The 17,950-nt window shown below is 31.5% G+C and carries 20 protein-coding genes and 1 pseudogene; all 21 read right to left on the bottom strand.

Annotated features, from left to right (window positions below; genetic code table 11):
* Positions 1-24 precede the first annotated feature (24 nt).
* A complete protein-coding gene (locus B5D41_RS07000; RefSeq protein ID WP_078809909.1) occupies positions 25-726 on the bottom strand; it encodes a flagellar brake protein in 702 nt (233 codons plus the stop codon).
* A gap of 29 nt (positions 727-755) precedes the next feature.
* Positions 756-1,646 carry a MinD/ParA family protein gene (locus tag B5D41_RS06995; RefSeq protein ID WP_234983910.1) on the bottom strand — a complete coding sequence of 297 codons (891 nt, stop codon included), beginning with the start codon at positions 1,644-1,646 and terminating at the stop codon, positions 756-758.
* A gap of 8 nt (positions 1,647-1,654) precedes the next feature.
* Positions 1,655-2,725, bottom strand: coding sequence for a flagellar biosynthesis GTPase FlhF (gene flhF / locus B5D41_RS06990; protein WP_078809908.1), 1,071 nt, complete (start codon positions 2,723-2,725; stop codon positions 1,655-1,657).
* Positions 2,726-2,727: 2 nt separating this feature from the next.
* Positions 2,728-4,800, bottom strand: a pseudogene (gene flhA / locus B5D41_RS06985) (flagellar biosynthesis protein FlhA).
* 2 nt (positions 4,801-4,802) lie between these two features.
* Complete coding sequence (gene flhB / locus B5D41_RS06980; protein WP_078809907.1) at positions 4,803-5,864, bottom strand: flagellar biosynthesis protein FlhB; 1,062 nt, start codon at positions 5,862-5,864, stop codon at positions 4,803-4,805.
* Between the two features lie 35 nt (positions 5,865-5,899).
* Positions 5,900-6,676, bottom strand: coding sequence for a flagellar biosynthetic protein FliR (gene fliR / locus B5D41_RS06975; protein WP_078809906.1), 777 nt, complete (start codon positions 6,674-6,676; stop codon positions 5,900-5,902).
* Between the two features lie 15 nt (positions 6,677-6,691).
* Entirely contained in the window at positions 6,692-6,961 is a 270-nt protein-coding gene (gene fliQ / locus B5D41_RS06970) for a flagellar biosynthesis protein FliQ (RefSeq protein ID WP_078809905.1), read from the bottom strand.
* Between the two features lie 21 nt (positions 6,962-6,982).
* Entirely contained in the window at positions 6,983-7,756 is a 774-nt protein-coding gene (gene fliP, locus B5D41_RS06965) for a flagellar type III secretion system pore protein FliP (protein WP_078809904.1), read from the bottom strand.
* A gap of 4 nt (positions 7,757-7,760) precedes the next feature.
* Positions 7,761-8,102: a flagellar biosynthetic protein FliO gene (locus tag B5D41_RS06960; protein ID WP_159442914.1), complete on the bottom strand. Its 342-nt coding sequence runs from the start codon at positions 8,100-8,102 to the stop codon at positions 7,761-7,763.
* A 40-nt stretch (positions 8,103-8,142) separates the two neighbouring features.
* Entirely contained in the window at positions 8,143-9,360 is a 1,218-nt protein-coding gene (fliY, locus tag B5D41_RS06955) for a flagellar motor switch phosphatase FliY (protein WP_078809902.1), read from the bottom strand.
* Entirely contained in the window at positions 9,353-10,351 is a 999-nt protein-coding gene (gene fliM, locus B5D41_RS06950) for a flagellar motor switch protein FliM (protein WP_078809901.1), read from the bottom strand. The genes fliY and fliM overlap by 8 nt, the downstream gene beginning before the upstream one ends.
* A gap of 12 nt (positions 10,352-10,363) precedes the next feature.
* Positions 10,364-10,810, bottom strand: a complete 447-nt coding sequence (locus tag B5D41_RS06945) for a flagellar basal body-associated FliL family protein (RefSeq protein WP_078809900.1) — start codon at positions 10,808-10,810, stop codon at positions 10,364-10,366.
* The gene (locus B5D41_RS06940; RefSeq protein WP_078809899.1) at positions 10,803-11,549 is read right to left on the bottom strand and encodes an OmpA/MotB family protein; all 747 of its coding nucleotides are present in this window, start codon (positions 11,547-11,549) and stop codon (positions 10,803-10,805) included. The genes B5D41_RS06945 and B5D41_RS06940 overlap by 8 nt, the downstream gene beginning before the upstream one ends.
* Positions 11,536-12,354: a motility protein A gene (locus B5D41_RS06935; protein WP_078809898.1), complete on the bottom strand. Its 819-nt coding sequence runs from the start codon at positions 12,352-12,354 to the stop codon at positions 11,536-11,538. The genes B5D41_RS06940 and B5D41_RS06935 overlap by 14 nt, the downstream gene beginning before the upstream one ends.
* 27 nt (positions 12,355-12,381) lie before the next feature.
* Entirely contained in the window at positions 12,382-12,573 is a 192-nt protein-coding gene (locus B5D41_RS06930; RefSeq protein WP_078809897.1) for a flagellar FlbD family protein, read from the bottom strand.
* Positions 12,574-12,709: 136 nt separating this feature from the next.
* On the bottom strand, positions 12,710-14,344 hold the full coding sequence (locus B5D41_RS06925; protein WP_078809896.1) for a flagellar hook protein FlgE: 1,635 nt from the start codon (positions 14,342-14,344) through the stop codon (positions 12,710-12,712).
* A 102-nt stretch (positions 14,345-14,446) separates the two neighbouring features.
* Complete coding sequence (locus B5D41_RS06920; RefSeq protein ID WP_078809895.1) at positions 14,447-14,839, bottom strand: TIGR02530 family flagellar biosynthesis protein; 393 nt, start codon at positions 14,837-14,839, stop codon at positions 14,447-14,449.
* 22 nt (positions 14,840-14,861) lie between these two features.
* Positions 14,862-15,275, bottom strand: a complete 414-nt coding sequence (locus tag B5D41_RS06915) for a flagellar hook capping FlgD N-terminal domain-containing protein (protein WP_078809894.1) — start codon at positions 15,273-15,275, stop codon at positions 14,862-14,864.
* 15 nt (positions 15,276-15,290) lie between these two features.
* Entirely contained in the window at positions 15,291-16,877 is a 1,587-nt protein-coding gene (locus B5D41_RS06910) for a flagellar hook-length control protein FliK (protein WP_078809893.1), read from the bottom strand.
* A 32-nt stretch (positions 16,878-16,909) separates the two neighbouring features.
* Positions 16,910-17,443, bottom strand: coding sequence for a MotE family protein (locus B5D41_RS06905; protein WP_078809892.1), 534 nt, complete (start codon positions 17,441-17,443; stop codon positions 16,910-16,912).
* Between the two features lie 18 nt (positions 17,444-17,461).
* A complete protein-coding gene (gene fliJ, locus B5D41_RS06900; RefSeq protein ID WP_078809891.1) occupies positions 17,462-17,926 on the bottom strand; it encodes a flagellar export protein FliJ in 465 nt (154 codons plus the stop codon).
* Positions 17,927-17,950 lie beyond the last annotated feature (24 nt).

Below are 17,950 nucleotides of genomic sequence, written 5' to 3'. Positions count from 1 at the left end.
GTTACTGTTATACTTCAATAAAGATTATAAAAGACCTTTTCTATGTAACTCTAATTGCTTTTGTAATACCCACTGAACTATTTCATCTTGACGTTTCTGAGAAATATTAATAAACTTGATTCCCGAACCTACCTTATCATTTCGATCAACAAACTCATCAACCCTAACTACTTTTCCAATTATTGTTTTAAAATCCAAATCATCTAAATCCAAACGTAATTCTATCAATGAATTCAATGGAATTTCCTCATTAACCCTAAGCAACATGCCCCCACCACTTATATCCTCACTTAAAGTTTCTTTAAACTCTTCTTGTTTATCTTCATTATATTTAACTCTTTTCGAATTACCTTTAGAATTTATAATATCTTCACCAACTAATTTTCGATACTCAACTGTAATTTTTATTGGGACTCGTACAAAATCTCTTCTTTGAATCTTATAAAGTTTATTTGGTTTTTCTACGCTAAAAGTTCCTATCTTATTATTCCTCTGTCTAGAATTGATTTTAGCTTTAAATTTATATTGTGCTCTTTGATCAGAAAAAAAGATTTCTAACTCAGTTCCTACAGGTAATGGCACTAAATTTTCTTTCTTAATCGGTAATGTAATCTGTATTTCATCATCATCTATTTTAGTTACTTGACTTATATACTCTCCTTCATATACTCCAGATTCAACATTCAATTCTACAGATTGATTAACTTTTAATTTTAAATCTGCCATTAAATACTCTCCTCCTTATCAGTCCTTATCTATGATGATAATCCAATTAGTTTTTTGAAAAATGATTTTACCCCTCCAGAATTTTTCTCCGGTTCAATATCTAACAATTGATTCCTAATTCTTTTAATTGCATTTGCAGCTTGACAATTAGGAAACTCTATAATAAATGGACATTGTTTTTTTACAGCCTTCACTACATTTTTATCACTAGGAATTAATCCTAAAACTTCTAAATCAATCTCTAAAAAATCGCCAGCCACTTTACTGATTCGTTTTGAAATGTTATTACCTTCTTGATTACTTTCAATTTGATTTACTACTAAATTAACTTTAGAATTCTCTTGATAACCTGCTATAACTTTAATTATTCCATAAGCATCTGTTACTGAAGTCGGTTCCGGAGTGGAAATGACAATAATTTCATCAGCAGCTAACGTGAAACTAATTACTGTTTTAGATAATCCAGCACCCGTATCTATTAAAATAATATCATAATTATCTTCTAGATTTTCTAAACCTTCTATTAAATTTTGTAACTGATATTCAGATAGATTAGCCAATTCTTCTACCCCAGATATACCTGGAATAATACTTAAACCTTCGGGGTCTTTCATTATTATTTCATTTATTCCTTTTTGTCCGTTGATTACATGACTTAAATTATACTGAGGAGTTAATCCTAAAACCACATCTATATTTCCCATTCCTAAATCAGCATCAATAACTGCTACTCGTTTATTCTTAGCTTGAAGTGATAATGCTAAATTTACTGTGAAATTTGTCTTACCTACTCCACCTTTACCACTAGTAACAGTATAAATATGGGCAAATTCACCTTCTCGTTGCTCTTTCTTATCTTTATGCCGATTATTCTTACCTTTAACTAATTCTCTTAACTTATGTGCTTGATCTTTTATCATAAATAGAACTACTCCTTTAAGAAGATATCAACTACTTTTTGAGGATCAATTGCTTCTATATCCTCCGGTACATTTTGTCCATCAGCTATATAAGATACAGGTATATCAAATTCATCTATTACATTCAAAATAGTACCTAACCCTCGAGTTTCATCAAGTTTAGTAAAGACCAAATTATCTATTCCTACTTTTTGAAATTTTAAAATAATATCTATAATATCACTTAACTTTGTAGTTAAATTTAATACTAAATAATTTTCATCTACATTGGCATTTTCTAGCAAAGTACTTAGCTCTGACATTTGCATTTGATTCTTCTGACTTCTTCCTGCTGTATCAATCAAGATTAAATCTTTATCAGAAAATTTATCTATAGCTTGATTTAATTCATTAACACTAAAAACTACTTCTAAAGGAGCTCCAATAATTTCACTGTAAGTCTTTAATTGGTCTACAGCAGCTATTCGATAAGTATCTGCTGTAATTAAAGCCACATCTTTATTTTTAACTAAACTAAAATCTGCTGCTAACTTAGCTATCGTGGTTGTCTTACCTACTCCTGTAGGCCCTAATAACGCCACTACTTTAGGTTGTTTATCATGAAGTATTAATGGTGAGGTTTGTTTTAAACGTTTTTTAATATCTGAAGCTATAACCTCTTTAATTCTATCCTGATTATTAAATTCTTGAGGAGTTAATTCCTCATTAATTGACTTTAATATATCCATTACTATCTCTTCTTTAACTCCTTGATTAAGTAATTTATCTATCATTTTTCGTAAAACTTCTGGTAAATGATCATATGAAGAATTCAATTGTTTAGTTTCTAATTCATTTAAAAGATTTCCCATCATTTGCTTCATCTGATGTAATTCATCCTGTAATCTTTCATATTCTTCATCAGATTCTTTTTTATCTAAGGTTGCTACTACTTCTACAATTTTTTTACCAAAAAAACCTAAAAAACCACCTTTATTTAATTTACGTGTATGAAGAATAATAGCATCAGCTCCAAGGTCAGCTTTAACCTTAAACATAGCTTCCTGCATGTTTTCGCCACGATAACGTTTAACTTGCATTATTATAAGCTCACCATCCCTACTGTTTGTACATTAATATTTGGCTCTAATTCATTAAAAGAAAGAACCGTTAAATCACTTGCCACTTGTTCTGTTAAGTTCTTAAAATGATATCTAATAATCGGTGAAGTTAATACTATTGGCTCATAACCTTGATTCATCATCCTTTGAATTTCTTGAGATAGATTATTAAGTAACTGTTGAGCTAAATTAGGTTCTAATGTCACATATGAACCTTGTTCAGTATGTTCAATTGAATTAGAAATAGTTTCTTCTAATTCCGGTGATAAAGTCAATACATGTATATTATTATTATCATCTCTATATAATTCTGAAATCTTACGTGATAATGCTTGACGAACATATTCAGTTAGTATATCTGTATCATTAGTATTCCGTGCTTGATCAGCCAAAGTTTCTAATATCGTTAATAAGTCTCTAACTGGAATTCCTTCTTTTAATAGATTCTGTAATACCTTTTGAATCTCACCAATGGTCATTAAATCTGGGATCAATTCATCAATTACTGCTGAATATTCTTCCTTTATGTTATCTATTAACTCTTTAACTTCCTGTCTACCTAATAATTCATGGGCATGCTGCTTAATCAATTCAGTCAAATGAGTAGCTATTACTGACGGTGGATCAACTACTGTATAACCGGCTAACTCTGCTTCTTCCTTCTGCTCTTCACTTATCCATAAAGCTGGTAAATCAAAAGCTGGTTCAGTAGTATCTACCCCAGTTAATTCTTGAGTAGCCATACCTGAATCCATAGCTAAATAATGATCAACCAATATCTCATGTTGAGCAATTTCGATTCCTCGTAAATTCACTTTATAATAATTAGGTTCTAACTGCATATTATCTCTAATTCTAATCGGTGGAATAATAACTCCTAATTCTAAAGCACATTGCCGTCTAATCATTGATACTCTATCTAAAAGGTCTCCTCCTTGTTCCGGAACTACTAATGGAATCAAGTTATAACCAACTTCTAATTCCATAGGATCAACCTTTAATAGTTCATCAAGACTATCCTGTTCTTGATATTGTGCTACTTCTTCCTCTTCTTCTGTTACTTCTTCTTTTTCCACCATTTATTTTTGTGACTGATATAATACATAGCCTAGTCCTGCTAACATAATAGATAATAATAAAAATGGAATTGTAGGTAATCCACTGACAAAAGAGAAAATTGCTAAAATTCCAGATACAATTAATAAACTCTTTGGTTGTGATAAAAGCTGATTAGCTAAATCTGTCCCCATATTTGATTCTGAGGCAGCTCTAGTTACCACAATACCTGTAGCAGTAGAAATTAAAAGAGCTGGAATCTGACTAACCAACCCATCACCTACTGTTAATAATGTGTATGTCTGTAAAGCTTCTGTGATAGGCATCCCTTGTTGTAAAACTCCAATTATTAAACCGCCAATTACATTTATTAAAGTAATTATAATTCCAGCAATGGCATCTCCCTTAACGAATTTACTGGCACCATCCATTGCTCCATAAAAATCTGCTTCATCTCTTATTTTTTTTCGTTGTTCTCTAGCCTCTACTTCTGTAATCAGTCCAGCATTTAAGTCAGCATCAATACTCATTTGCTTTCCTGGCATAGCATCTAAAGTAAAACGAGCAGCCACTTCAGCTACTCTCTCAGAACCTTTAGTAATTACTACAAATTGAATTACAACTAAAATTACAAAGACAACAAAACCTACTATATAATTTCCGCCTACTACAAATTCTCCAAAACTTAAGACTACTTCTCCAGCATAACCTTCCCCTAAAATCAATCTAGTTGTCGACACATTAAGAGCTAATCTAAAAAGAGTTGCTATCAACAATAAAGAAGGAAATACTGAAAATTCCAATGGTTCTACCATATATATTGAAACTAAAAGAATTGTCAATCCAAAAGCAATATTACAAGCTAATAATATATCCAATACAAAAGTAGGAAGTGGAATAATAAACATAACCACAATCAAAACAACTGCTAAAGCAAAAATAATATCACTATATTGAGTCAATCTTTCTTGAGGCACACTATTGGCAGAAGTTAACAAGCCTAATACCTCCTTTCAGCGTCTAACTGGTATACATAAGCTAATATTTCAGCTACCGCCTGATATAATTCTACTGGAATCTCTTCTCCAATTTCACTTTGTGCATATAATGCCCTAGCCAAAGGCTTTTCTTCTACAATCTCTATTTCATATTCCTTAGCTTTCTCTTTAATCTTTTGAGCTATTTCTCCTTTACCTTTACCGAGTACTATCGGCGCCTCCATTGTCTCTATATCAAATTTAATAGCTATTGCAATATGAGTAGGGTTCGTAATTACCACATCAGCATCTGGAATATCAGACATCATTCGACTCATAGCTAATTTCTGTTGTTCTTCTTTAATTCGTTTTTGGACTTCAGGATTACCCTCAGTCTGTTTTCTTTCTTCTTTTACCTCTTGTTTAGTCATCTTTAATTGCTGTTCATGTTCCCATTTTTGATATATAAAATCTCCAATACCTAAGATAATTAAAATTATACTAATTTTAATAGCTAAAGAATATATTATACTTCCTAATAAGTCAAGAGCTTGATCTAAGCCTACTCTGCCTAATAATATTAAATTAGGTAACTTATTTTTAACTGCTGAATATGCTACTGTTCCAACAATAATTATCTTTAAAACCGATTTTAAAAATTCAACTAATGTTTTTTTAGAAAATATATTCTTAAAACCAGAAATAGGGTCTAACTTATTAAACTTAGGCTGTAATACTTTTGGTGTAAAAAGAAACCCTGTCTGCAAGATCCCTACAGCACTACCTATAACAGCTGTTACAATCATAATAGGAGCAACTAATTGAACAACAAATTTAATAGTTTCAATTAAGAGAGTATGAAAGTTATTAGCAGTTAAATTAAGAGTTAAATAATCGGTAAAAAACCTTGTCATAAACTGCATAATATCCCCAATCATACTATCAATTAAAAAGAACATTACAATAAAACTGAATAATAAAGTAAAAGCCATTGAAAGATCCTGACTTTTAGCAACTTGTCCCTCTTCCCTTGATTCTCGTCGTCGTTTGGGGGTAGCATCTTCAGTTTTTTCTCCTGCAGGCATATTCTTACATCCCCTTTATTTTAGTTGCCTAAAATTTAGTTGCCTAAAATATTAATTATATTATTTAAATCCATAAACACATCTTTAAATAGTCCTTTCATAAGTGAAATGTAAATTGGAATTGATACTGAAAGTAATAACATACCTACTAAAATTTTAGTAGGTAATCCAACCACAAAAATATTAATCTGTGGTACAGCCCTAGCAACTAATCCAAAAGCTATATCAGTTAAAAACAAGACTGCCATTACTGGTAAAGCAATCTTAAAAGCTACAGGAAATAATTCACCAATAATCTTTAACATTTCTTCCAATAATACTTCTGAAAATCTCAACTTGGTTAAAGGAATAATCTTAAAACTTTTATGCAAAGCTCGTAATAGATAATGATGTCCATTAATCACTAAAAAAAGTAACGTTGCTAATATATTCTTGAATTGTCCAGTTAAAGCACTAGGATTCCCGTTTTGGGGATCCATTACATTAGCTAAAGCAAATCCCATTCTCATATCCATAAATTGTCCTGCCAACTGTATACTAGTGAATAATAATAAAACTATAAAACCTAGAATAAGTCCAATACTAACCTCAGTAAGAATATCGAATGAAAGATAAAGTATATTAGCTGGTAATTCTAAATTATTATTAGAAACTACATTCCTTAAAACTACAGTCAATAATAATGCTAAACCAATCCGAATCCGTTTAGGAATTACTCTACTACCGTAAAAAGGAACAAGCATAAATAAACCTGTAATTCTCACCATTATTAAGCTACTATGATATATCATCTGCATAAAAGCTAAATCCATAAACTATCTCCTTCACTATCCTACATAACTAGGTATATTAATAAATAAATTATGCACATAATCTAAAAGAGTTGTTAACATCCAAGGGCCGAAAATAATCATTGCTCCTAAAACAGCAATGATTTTGGGAATAAAGGCTAAAGTCTGTTCTTGAATTTGAGTAGTAGCCTGAAAGATACTGACCGCTAAACCAGTCAACAATCCTAAACCTAACATAGGAGCCGTTACCATTAAAACTTTTAATAATGATTTTCTACCTAGTTCTATTACTAATGCTTCTGACATAAGTAAGCTCCCTTCTTAAACTTATTTAAAGGTCATAAATAATGATTTAATAACTAAATACCAACCATCAACTAATACAAAAAGTAGAATCTTAAACGGTAATGAAATCATTACTGGCGGTAACATCATCATCCCCATAGACATTAAAGTACTAGCTACTATCATATCAATAACTATAAACGGAAGATAAATTATAAAACCAATTTGAAAAGCTATTCTTAATTCATTAATAATATAAGCTGGTACTAAAACATAAGTTGGTATTTCCGTTCGATCTTTAGGTCTAGACATTTCTGCCAAATCTACAAAAAGAGCTATATCCTTCTCCCTGGTCTGTTTGAACATAAATTCCCTTAATGGCTTAATCGCCTCTTGATAAGCTTCTACTTGATTAACTTCATCAGCTAAATAAGGTTGAACTGCATTATCATATATCTGCGTACCTACAGGTGCCATAATAAATATAGTCAAGAATATAGATAGTCCAATAATAATTTGATTTGGAGGTGCCTTTTGAGTAGCTAAAGCTCTACGAAGTAAAGATAAAACTACTACAACCCTAGTAAATGAGGTTAGCATAATCAATATCGCTGGTGCTAATGATAAAACCGTTAATAGTAAAATAATCTGTAATGGCAAAACTAAATCCTGACTACTATTTGCATTATCTACAGTTAAATTAATATCTGGTAAACTAAAATCTGGTGCTGCATGTACCACACCTTGATACCCAAGAACTACTATTAATAATAATCCTAGACATATCCAAATATATTTTTTTCTCAATTTGGTCATTATTTTATTCATCCTTATTAAAATACTTTTTTACTTCTGTTTTTAAATTAAAGTTTTTCCTCTCTGAGTCTTGTTGAATTAATTCTTCTATCCTCTCTGAATCTTCTATTCTACTCAATAATTCTATATTATCATTACTAACACCTATGACCCAAACTTCGTCCATGACTTCTACTAAATATAAACCTTGATCAGAATTAAAATGTAATTTTTCTATAATTCTAAGATTTCTATTAAATCCAGGCAGTCTGCTCTGCCTATTAATAAATTTTATTAATACAAAAAACAGAATAATAATTATTACTAAATAAAATGCAGTTTTAATTAACTGCCAGGAAAAATCCATCATAACACCTCTATCTAACCTGAAGTTTTATTAAATTCTTCTATAAATTATTAATTCTTTCCATTGGACTTACTATATCTGTGACTCTAAAACCAAAGTTTTCATCAATTACAACAACTTCTCCTTTAGCTACTAATTTACCGTTAACTAAAAGATCTACAGATTCACCTGCTAACTTATCTAATTCAATTACTGATCCATTACCTAATTCTAAAATATCTTTAATTAACATCTTGGTTTTACCTAACCTAACTGTGACCTGCAAAGGTACATCTTGGATTAAACTAATATTATTCTGTTCTACATTCTGACCATTAGCACCTAATTGGCCAAATTGAACCGACTGTACATTAACACTTTCATCTCGACTAACAGCCCCACTCTTGCTAGCTTCCATACGTTGTTGCCCTTGTTGATTTTGAACAGGTGTTTGCTTTTGCTGTGGTTGTTGATTCCCATTAACCTGCTGACTATTATCATCCATCTGATTTGAAGTTGGTTCATCACCACTGGTTTCCTCTGCTGATGTAGCATGATCTGATTCAGTAGTCTCCTCATCAGAAGGCGGATTCATCAAGTACTCAACTAATTCTTTAGCAAAATCTACGGGCATTAACTGTATAATCTCGCTATCTATTAAGTCTCCAATGCTTAAGTTAAATGATACTTTTACGATTGGTTGGTCTGGATCTATTTTTCGATTCTCGATTTCACCAGAATTTAATGTTAATAGCTCAGAATGTGGTGGAGAAATATTAACTTTATCACCTTGCATAATTGTAGACATAGAAGTAGAAGCTGAACCCATCATTTGATTCATGGCTTCACTAATTGCACTTAAATGCAAATCATTTATTTCATCATCTGGGTCATTACCATCCCCACCCATCATTAGGTCGGAAATAATTGCCGCATCCGTTTGTCTAATTATTAAAATATTAAGCCCTTCTAACCCTTCAACATATTCAACATCTACTAAAACACATGGTCTTTCATATTCATTAATTAAATCATTAAGTGTTGTTAAAGAAACTTCTGGAGCTGTAATATCGACTGTTTGATTTAATAAACTATAAAGAGCAGTAGCAGCCGACCCCATAGATATATTACCAATTTCTCCAATAGCATCCTTCTCTACATCATTTAAAGTCACACCTGCTACAGCACCAGATTCTTGTTCTTCGTTATTCTCATTTTCATCATCTTCTGAATCTAATAAAGCATTGATCTCATCTTGTGATAAAACCTCTTTATTCATCTTGCCACTCCTCCTCAAGAACATCACTAATCTCAACAGCTAATTTACTTCCTAAAACCCCAGGCCTTGCCCTAAATTTAGGTTTTTTTCCAACTTTAATTATTGCTTCAGTATCAGCTTTCTGATCTAATTTTATCACATCTCCTGTTTGTAAGTCTAATAAATCTGCAACCGTAATCGTAGCATTGGCCAAGTTAGCTACAACAGGTAATTTTGCCTTACTTAACCTATCTTTTAATTGTTCTAAACTACCATCATTCTTCCCTTCATGAGAAGTTGAAAACCAATACTGTGCATTCAATTTATTAACTATTGGCTCCAATACAATATAAGGAATACAGACATTAATTAATCCATCAGATTGAGCAATCCGAGAGTCAAAAGTTGCTAGAATTACCATGTCATTACTCGGAACAATCTGTGTAAACTGTGGATTAGACTCTAAAGATTTAATTCTAGGTTTTAATTCAACTACATTCTCCCACGCTTCTATAAATGCTCCTAAACTATTCTTAAGTACTTTTTTTATTACCATCTCTTCAATATCTGTAAAATCCCGAATATTCTTTGGAGGAGTTCCTTGACCACCAAATAATCTTTCAATAATTGCATAACCAATTCCAGGATTCAATTCTAAAATAAATTCTCCAGGTAACGGATTGAATTCACAAATACTCATAATTGTCGGCTGTGGCAAAGAACGTACAAATTCATCATATGATAACTGTTCAATAGAAGTTAATTCTATTTGAACTACTGATCTAAGCTGTGTAGAAAAACTAGTGGTCAATAATCTAGCAAAATTTTCATAAATCATTCTTAAAGTTCTTAATTGATCCTTTGAAAGCTTATCAGGATGTTTAAAATCATAAACTTGTACAGTCTTTTCTTCGCTCTCTTTCTTTATCTCTTCAGCCTCTACTTTACCTGAATTAAGATCATGTAATAAAGAGTCTATTTCATTTTGGGATAAAACTTTATCACTTGACATTTATAGTCCCCCCTACTGAACAACAAACTCTGTAAAGAAAACATTACTAATATTTCCTTCCGAGACTAATTTATCTAACTCCCGTCTAATCTCTTCTCGTAAATCACGAGTGCCAGCTTTAGTTTTAATATCATTTTGTTGTTTATTTCTTAATATAGAGATTACTGCATCTCTAACTTGTGGATTTCTTTTCTTAAGCTCTTCAATAATATCTTCATTACTAACTTCTAATACCAAATTTAATCTAATATATCGCTGTCCATTAGCTAAATTAACCACAAAATCTCCTACTTTATAAGTCGGTCCTAATTTAGTAATTGATTTTTTTTCTTTAGCAGTTTGATTCTTACTTCCTCCTACTTGTTGCAACATAAAATATGACGTACCTGCAGCAATAATTAATGATAGTACAACCATGGCTACTAACATTAATTTGAAATTTTGCCCCTCATCACTCATCTAAATTGCCTCCTTTTGTATCAGCACCCTTATCAGATTTATTTTTCAAAACAATTACATCGACTCTTCTATTTAATGCCCTATTCTTAATAGTGTCATTGGGTCGAATTGGTTTATACTTAGCATAACCTGCCGCAGATAACTTGGAAGGGTCTATTCCGTTATCCTCAATAAAATGTTTAACTACATTAGTAGCTCTAGCAGTCGACAATTCCCAATTAGATGGATATTTAGAATTATTTATAGGCAAGTTATCAGTATGGCCTTCTACCATGATTTTATTAGGTACTTGATCAATAATACCTGCAATCTTATTTAAAATATTATATGAATTCTCTTTAATTTTAGCCTCTCCTAAATCAAATAATACCTTCCCAGTAAATCTAATAGTTAAACCTCGATCTGTCATTTCCAATTTAATATCATTTTTTAAATTATTATCCTTTATATATTTAGAAATTTTTTGATGAATTCTATTAAATTGTTGTAATCCCATTTCGTTATTCTTAACTCCAGCGGTAATTAGATCTGAAGAAGAAATCGTTTTTCCACCTTCTAAAACCCCTAATTTTCCTTGAAGAGCCTCAACTACCATTTGAAATTTTTGCGCATCAACTGATGAAAAAGAATATAATAATACAAAGAATGCTAATAATAAAGTCATCATGTCTCCATATGTAGTTAGCCAATTACTACCGCCTGATCCTTCATCTGATTTCTTTTTTTTACGACGCGGCATTATTTTCCACCGCCATTTCACCTTCCATGCTTCCTTCTTCCTCTAAAGATTCACGAATAGACCCAGATAGGAAAGCTTTTAGCTTTTCTTCTACAATTCTTGGATTCTCTCCCGCTTGAATTGATAAGATTCCCTCAATCATAACTTCTTTAACCAAAATTTCTTCTTCACTGCGCATCTCAAGCTTTTTAGTTATAGGAAGAAAGATTAAATTAGCCATAAAAGTACCATAAAAAGTAGTAATTAAAGCAGTAGCTAATCCACCACCTATGTTATCTGGACTATCTAACTTACTCAACATCTGAATTAATCCGATTAAAGTTCCCATCATACCAAAAGCTGGTGATAATTCAGCCATAGTTTCAAAAATCCGACGACTAGTACCATGTCTTTCTTCTAAAAAAGCTAATTCTGTCTCTAGAATACTTCTTACTAAATCTGAATCTGTACCATCAACTACTAATTGAATACCTTTTTTTAAAAAAGGGTCGTCTAAATCATTTGCTTCATCCTCTAAAGCTAATAGACCTTCCCGTCTAGCTTTTTCAGCAAAACTAACTAAGGTAGAAATAACTTCTTGAGGATTCATGCTCTGTTCATAAAAAACTATTTTTATAACTTGAACTAAATCCTTAATATGATCTAACGAAAAACTAATTGTAGCTCCTGCTAAAGTTCCTCCAGCTACTATCATTAAAGAACTTATACTAATGAAGATAATCGGTTGTCCTCCAAGAAGTATAGCTCCTAAAATCAAAACTAATCCTACTCCAAATCCACCTACTGTTGCTAAATCTAACTTCATTCTCCCACCTCATTTCTAGAACATAATCTATTCAAATCCCTTATTTATCTCTTGCTTATATTTAATCACTCGTCCTATGATCAATTCACTACCCTCTTGTACAACTATCTTTCTTCCAGTTGTTAATGAAATAATAGTGTCTGGAGTAGATTCTATTAACTCTATTAGCTCACAATTGATTACTAATACTTTACCATTTAGCTTAGTAACTTCAATCAAAGAATTCACCCCTTTTTATTTAATGTCAATGTCAATGTCAATGTCAATGTCAGTGTCAGTTGTCAGTGGCAGAACCCCTAACTACTGACACCGCCACTGATTACTAACACTAACTACAATCTCCTCACTAACTCAATTATCTCTTTAAGTTAACTAATGTCTGTAACATCTCATCAGATGTACTGATTATTTTAGAGTTTGACTGGAAACCTCTTTGAGCTGTAATCATTTCTGTAAATTGTTGAGCTAAATCAACATTAGACATTTCTAAAGTTCCTGGTGCTATCATTCCTCGTCCGCCAGTACCGGCTAAACCGATTTGAGGATCTCCTGAGTTATTAGAAACACTAAATAATGTGTCTCCTTCTCTTGACATTCCTGCTGGATTACTAAAACTAGCAATTCCTATCTTAGCTAATGTTTTATTATAACCATTATCATAAGAACCAGTAATTGCACCTGATCCATCTATAGTAAAGCTTTTTAAATCACCTTGTCCATAACCATCAGAAGTATCAAAATCAGCCGTCATATCTCCGGCAAATTGTGTGAAATTAGAAAAATCTAAAGCAACTGCCTGACCATCAGCTGCTCCTCCATTAGGATCAAAAGTTAAGTCTACTGTTCCACCTCCAACAACATTACCATCGGCATCAAAATTAATAGTATGTGGAGAATTACTTAACCAACTTGCAGTACTCATTGTTGCATCACTAACATCTACATCATTATTCTCGATTTCCCAAGTATTGTCTCCCACTTTCTTAGCAGTTAAATCAATTGTATGTAATGTTCCTTGGGAATCATAGACATCTGTAGTAATTGTTCTTTTAGCATTTAATGTATAATCTCCTTCTACTGTTTCACCAGCAGCTTCTGCTCCTTTGAATAAAGGAGTAGATGATAAAGAATCACTAACACTTGGTAGATCTAAGGCAACAGTGTCACCGGTGCCTCCTATATCAATTGTTGGTTCATTGCCTGCTATTGTTAAATCAGTTCCACTACCATCCTTAGCAGTGTTAATTCCTAAAATCTTCCCTGCTTCATCTAAAGTAATATATCCTGTCCCGTTAGTAATATTACTTGAAGAATTTTCTGCTGAAAGTGAAAATTTCCACTGATTAAAGTTTTCTGTCTTATTTAAACTTACACTAACATTATCAGTAGCACCACTAGTTCCATCTTCTATCTGAATCTTACTAGGACTTGCAGTTAAAGTATTCTCTGCTGCTGCATTTAAATTACCAGTATAATTTATATTTGTAGTAGCTGACGCATCCATAGTCTCATCTAAAGTTATATCTTCAATATTTTCAGCATTAGTTTTAGAAATAGTGCCATCTTCTGCGGCTTTCCAACCTTGAATTCGATAACCATTAGATGAATTTACTAAAAATCCATCTTCATCAAATGAAAGTGAACCTGCTCTAGTATATACATTCTGCTTTCCATCATTCACCATAAAGAATCCTTCACCCTGAATGGAAACATCAGTCATCTTTCCAGTAGACTGTAAATTACCTTGTTCCATACTAGTATCTATACTTCCTAAAGCAACTCCTAAACCAACCTGTTGAGGATTAGTACCTCCTCGACCATTCTGAGGAGAAGATGCTCCTTTTAATGTTTGACTTAACATTTCTTTAAAAGTAACTCTACTTCCCTTATAACCAACCGTATTCACATTAGATATATTATTACCTATTACATCCATCTTTGTCTGATGAGCTTTTAATCCTGACACACCAGCATACATCGAACGCATCATAACTTCATCGACCTCCTAAATTTTTAAAATCATTAAATTACAAACCGCTTCGTTCAGTCCACGGCTTTTAAGGCTTCCTCATCAGAGGTCCAGCCTTAATTCTTAATCCATAACCACTGCACTATCAATATTAGTAAAAACATTCTCTTTCATACTCTGATTGTCAACAGCAGTAATGACTGTCTTATTCTCGACACTAACTACGAATCCTACTTTATTAACTAGAATTAGTGATTCCTTTGATCCTTTATCCTCAGCTTTAGTAACTGCCTTCTCTAATTTTTTCAAATCATTATTTGTTAAATTTATATTTCGAGCATTTAATCGCTTTTTAGCATGTCCTGAAAATTTAATTTCAGTCTTGTGCTCTAATTCTTTCTGAAAAATTTCATTAAAGGAACCTTTTTTCTGTTTTTTATTAACTTGATTATTCTGCTTTTGCTGCGGTTTCTGTAAAGGACCAATAGGTCTCTTTGAATAGATTCGATTATCCATCTATATCCACCTACCTCTCAAATCATCCAAGAACTTCATTAACGCTTCCTAAGTTATAATCTTGTCCATTAATTACTAATCTAGGACCATCATCTTTCATCTTTACTTTCTCTACAATCCCTGTTACTTCATCTCCAGTATTTGAATCTAAGACTGTAACTTCCTTATTAACCAGTCCACTCATTTGCGTTAACTGCTGCATATCTAAAGATTTAGTTAAGTTTGAATTCATACTATTCATCTGTTCTAAAGAAGAAAATTGAGCAGTTTGAGCAATGAACTCCTTATTATCCATTGGCTTTAAAGGATCCTGATGCTTTAATTGAGTAATTAGTAGTTTTAAAAATTCATCCTTACCCATAGCAGAACTATTGTTCTTAAGTTTTGTTGGCTCCCCAGTCACCGCAGCTCCTGATGTCGGCATTATACCATTCATATTTTCACCTCCAAATTAAATAACATAATCTATAGAATCACTACCTATGTGAGAGTTTATTAATGACGATGAATTTAACTCTTTTATCTCTACTTCATCTATCAATTCAGAATCGACTTTCTGTTGATTCCCATTATTCCCTTTAGAAAAATTTCTCTCATTAAAGTAATTACTATTCTGTGAATTGCTAAAATCATCTTCTGTTCCTACATCTACCACTACTTCCCCTAGTTCAATATTCTTGGCTGATAATTCATTTCTCAGCCGTGGCAATTGAGCTTCAATTATCTTCTTTACTTGATAATTCTCTGCCATTAATTTAGTTGTCATTATTCCATCTTCCATTGCCATTTTAAGATTTAATTTCCCTAAAAATTCTGGCTCTAATTTTAATGTCAATTCATTTTTGCCTAATGACTTTAACTGCTCTAATTGCTCGTTGATTTGATTAATAATTTTAGTTTGATCCACTCGATTAACCATATCATTATTAGTACTCATAGACATTCTATTAAGTTTACTACTCTTAATTCCAATCTGCTCCTCAATATTAACTCTATTATCGTTTGAAGACTCTAATTCAGAATCTATTTTCATTTTCAGATTAAGTCCTTCTTTACCTAATTTAAATTCAGAGCTATCTTTTGGAACTAAATTTTGATTAAAATCTACAGTTTGATTCTTAAACTGCTGATTAGATTTTATATTTTGGCTCGTAGATGCCTGTTGTGGATCATTAAATTGTATATTAGTACTAGTCTTATTAGTATTAGTAGTACTAGTCTTATTACTAACTTGAGCCTTTAACTTTTTATTTGAACTGGAACTAGAATTACCTTTAGCATTCTGTTCTTTTGCTATATTTTCTTTATTTTTAAATAAAATTTTCCCATCATGTTTTTTTTGCTTAGTAAACTTAATTTGTTCCTTAGTAATTCCGTGTTTTTGAAGTAATTTACTTAATTTTTGACTTGTTTCTTTAAAGTTATTACTTAACTTAGAATTAGTTTTTAATATTTGATCTAGTTTTTCTTTATCTAAATTATTAAGAATCTCTTTTAAATCAACTAACTTAGACATTAAATCACTTATTTGACTTTTAGTTTGCTTGTGTTGTGAAGCTAGAGAATTAGTTTCTTTAATATCACCGAAATTTTTAATTAAATTAGATAGTTTTGTCTTAATAGCCTCAAATTTATTATAATTAGTTGTCGATTCAAATGATACTTCATTAACTTCTAAATTAACTAACTGTTGGTACATATCTCCTATAGAAGCTAATAATTCTTCTATTTCTGTAGTAGATAAATCAAACCCAGACTGAGTCAAAAATTTCTTTAATTTTTCAATCTCTTCTTTCTTTAAATTCAAGTTTATACTTTCATCTGTTATTTTATTACCAGGTAACTCTTTAGAAATTGATTTGTTATTTGAATTCTTATTCTTTCCAGCAACCACTTGCTTTAACTTTGTCAAAAATAATTCATTACTTACTTTGTCTTTGCTTCCATCAATGGTGTAATCATTATTCTCAAATGTATTGTTTTTTCTGTTACTAGCTTCTAAAATATTATTTGATTGTATAAATGATGCTTGTAACACCTATTACCTCACCTCCTTTCTAAGAATATTATTTATTTTGATAAAATTTTTGTATACTCAGCAGACTTTTTAGGGTCAAGCTGACTTAAAATTTCTCCTGCTTTCACTGAATCTAATCTTACTAAAATTTGAACTGCCAAATCATCATCTAATTCAGCAATCACTGGTGCAGCCTTTCTAGCTTCCATAGCTTCATAAATTCCAGCTAGCTGCTTAACTCTATTTTCCTGTTTCTTCTTCTGACTTTTTAACTTAGTGAGCTCCTTTTTTAAATCTTCTATTTTTTGAGAGCGAACCTTTAATTCTTCTTCTCGACGTTCAAATTTAGCTTGAAGATCTTCTTTTTGATTTTTTAATTTATTTATAGCTGACTCTTTCTTGCTAAGCTTGTCTTTTAAACCTTTTTGAATCTCCTGACTAGCTACTACATCTTTGACTACTGGCATTCTTTTAACCTTATTAAAAACCAAAGTTTTCAAATCTAGAATACCAAATGTCTGTAATCCAAACCCTACAGCAACTACTATTATAATTAATATTACTATCGCTAAATATAATTTCTTCACCTGAAAACTCCTCCTGATCTAAATAACTGCTTCTATCTCTTCTCTCTGACGATTAAAGTTATTAGTAGCTAATTCATCAATCTGTTTCTGCTCTTTTCTTAAAAATCCCTTTTGATATTCTGAAATTTTTCTCTCTTTTAGCTTAGTTAGCATTTTACACTCTTTACGCTTCTCTAATAACTTCCGTCTACACTTAGTAGATCTTTCCCTAATCTCTGTAACAGTTTGCTGCTGGTTTGTAATCTTCACCTTTAAAGTCTCAATATAATTCCTATACACCATAGCTTGTTGGACATCAATCCCTTTTATTTCCTTTTCTTTTAATTCAGCCTGGTTTTGCTTTTTATTATTAACTAAATTATTTAATTGAGTTTCTGCCTTATTTAATTCTTCTTTTATTTTAGCTAATTTTTGCTGAATCATATCTTCCTCTTGCTGACGATAATCTAAAATTTTTTCTAACTTAAATTTAAACTTTTTCATTTTTTATCAACCCCTCAATTTAGA

The sequence above is a fragment of the Selenihalanaerobacter shriftii genome (assembly GCF_900167185.1).
GTDB lineage: Bacteria > Bacillota > Halanaerobiia > Halobacteroidales > Acetohalobiaceae > Selenihalanaerobacter > Selenihalanaerobacter shriftii.
The sequence above is the reverse complement of the archived record's forward strand: the minus strand, read 5'-3'. Positions and strand labels throughout refer to the sequence as shown.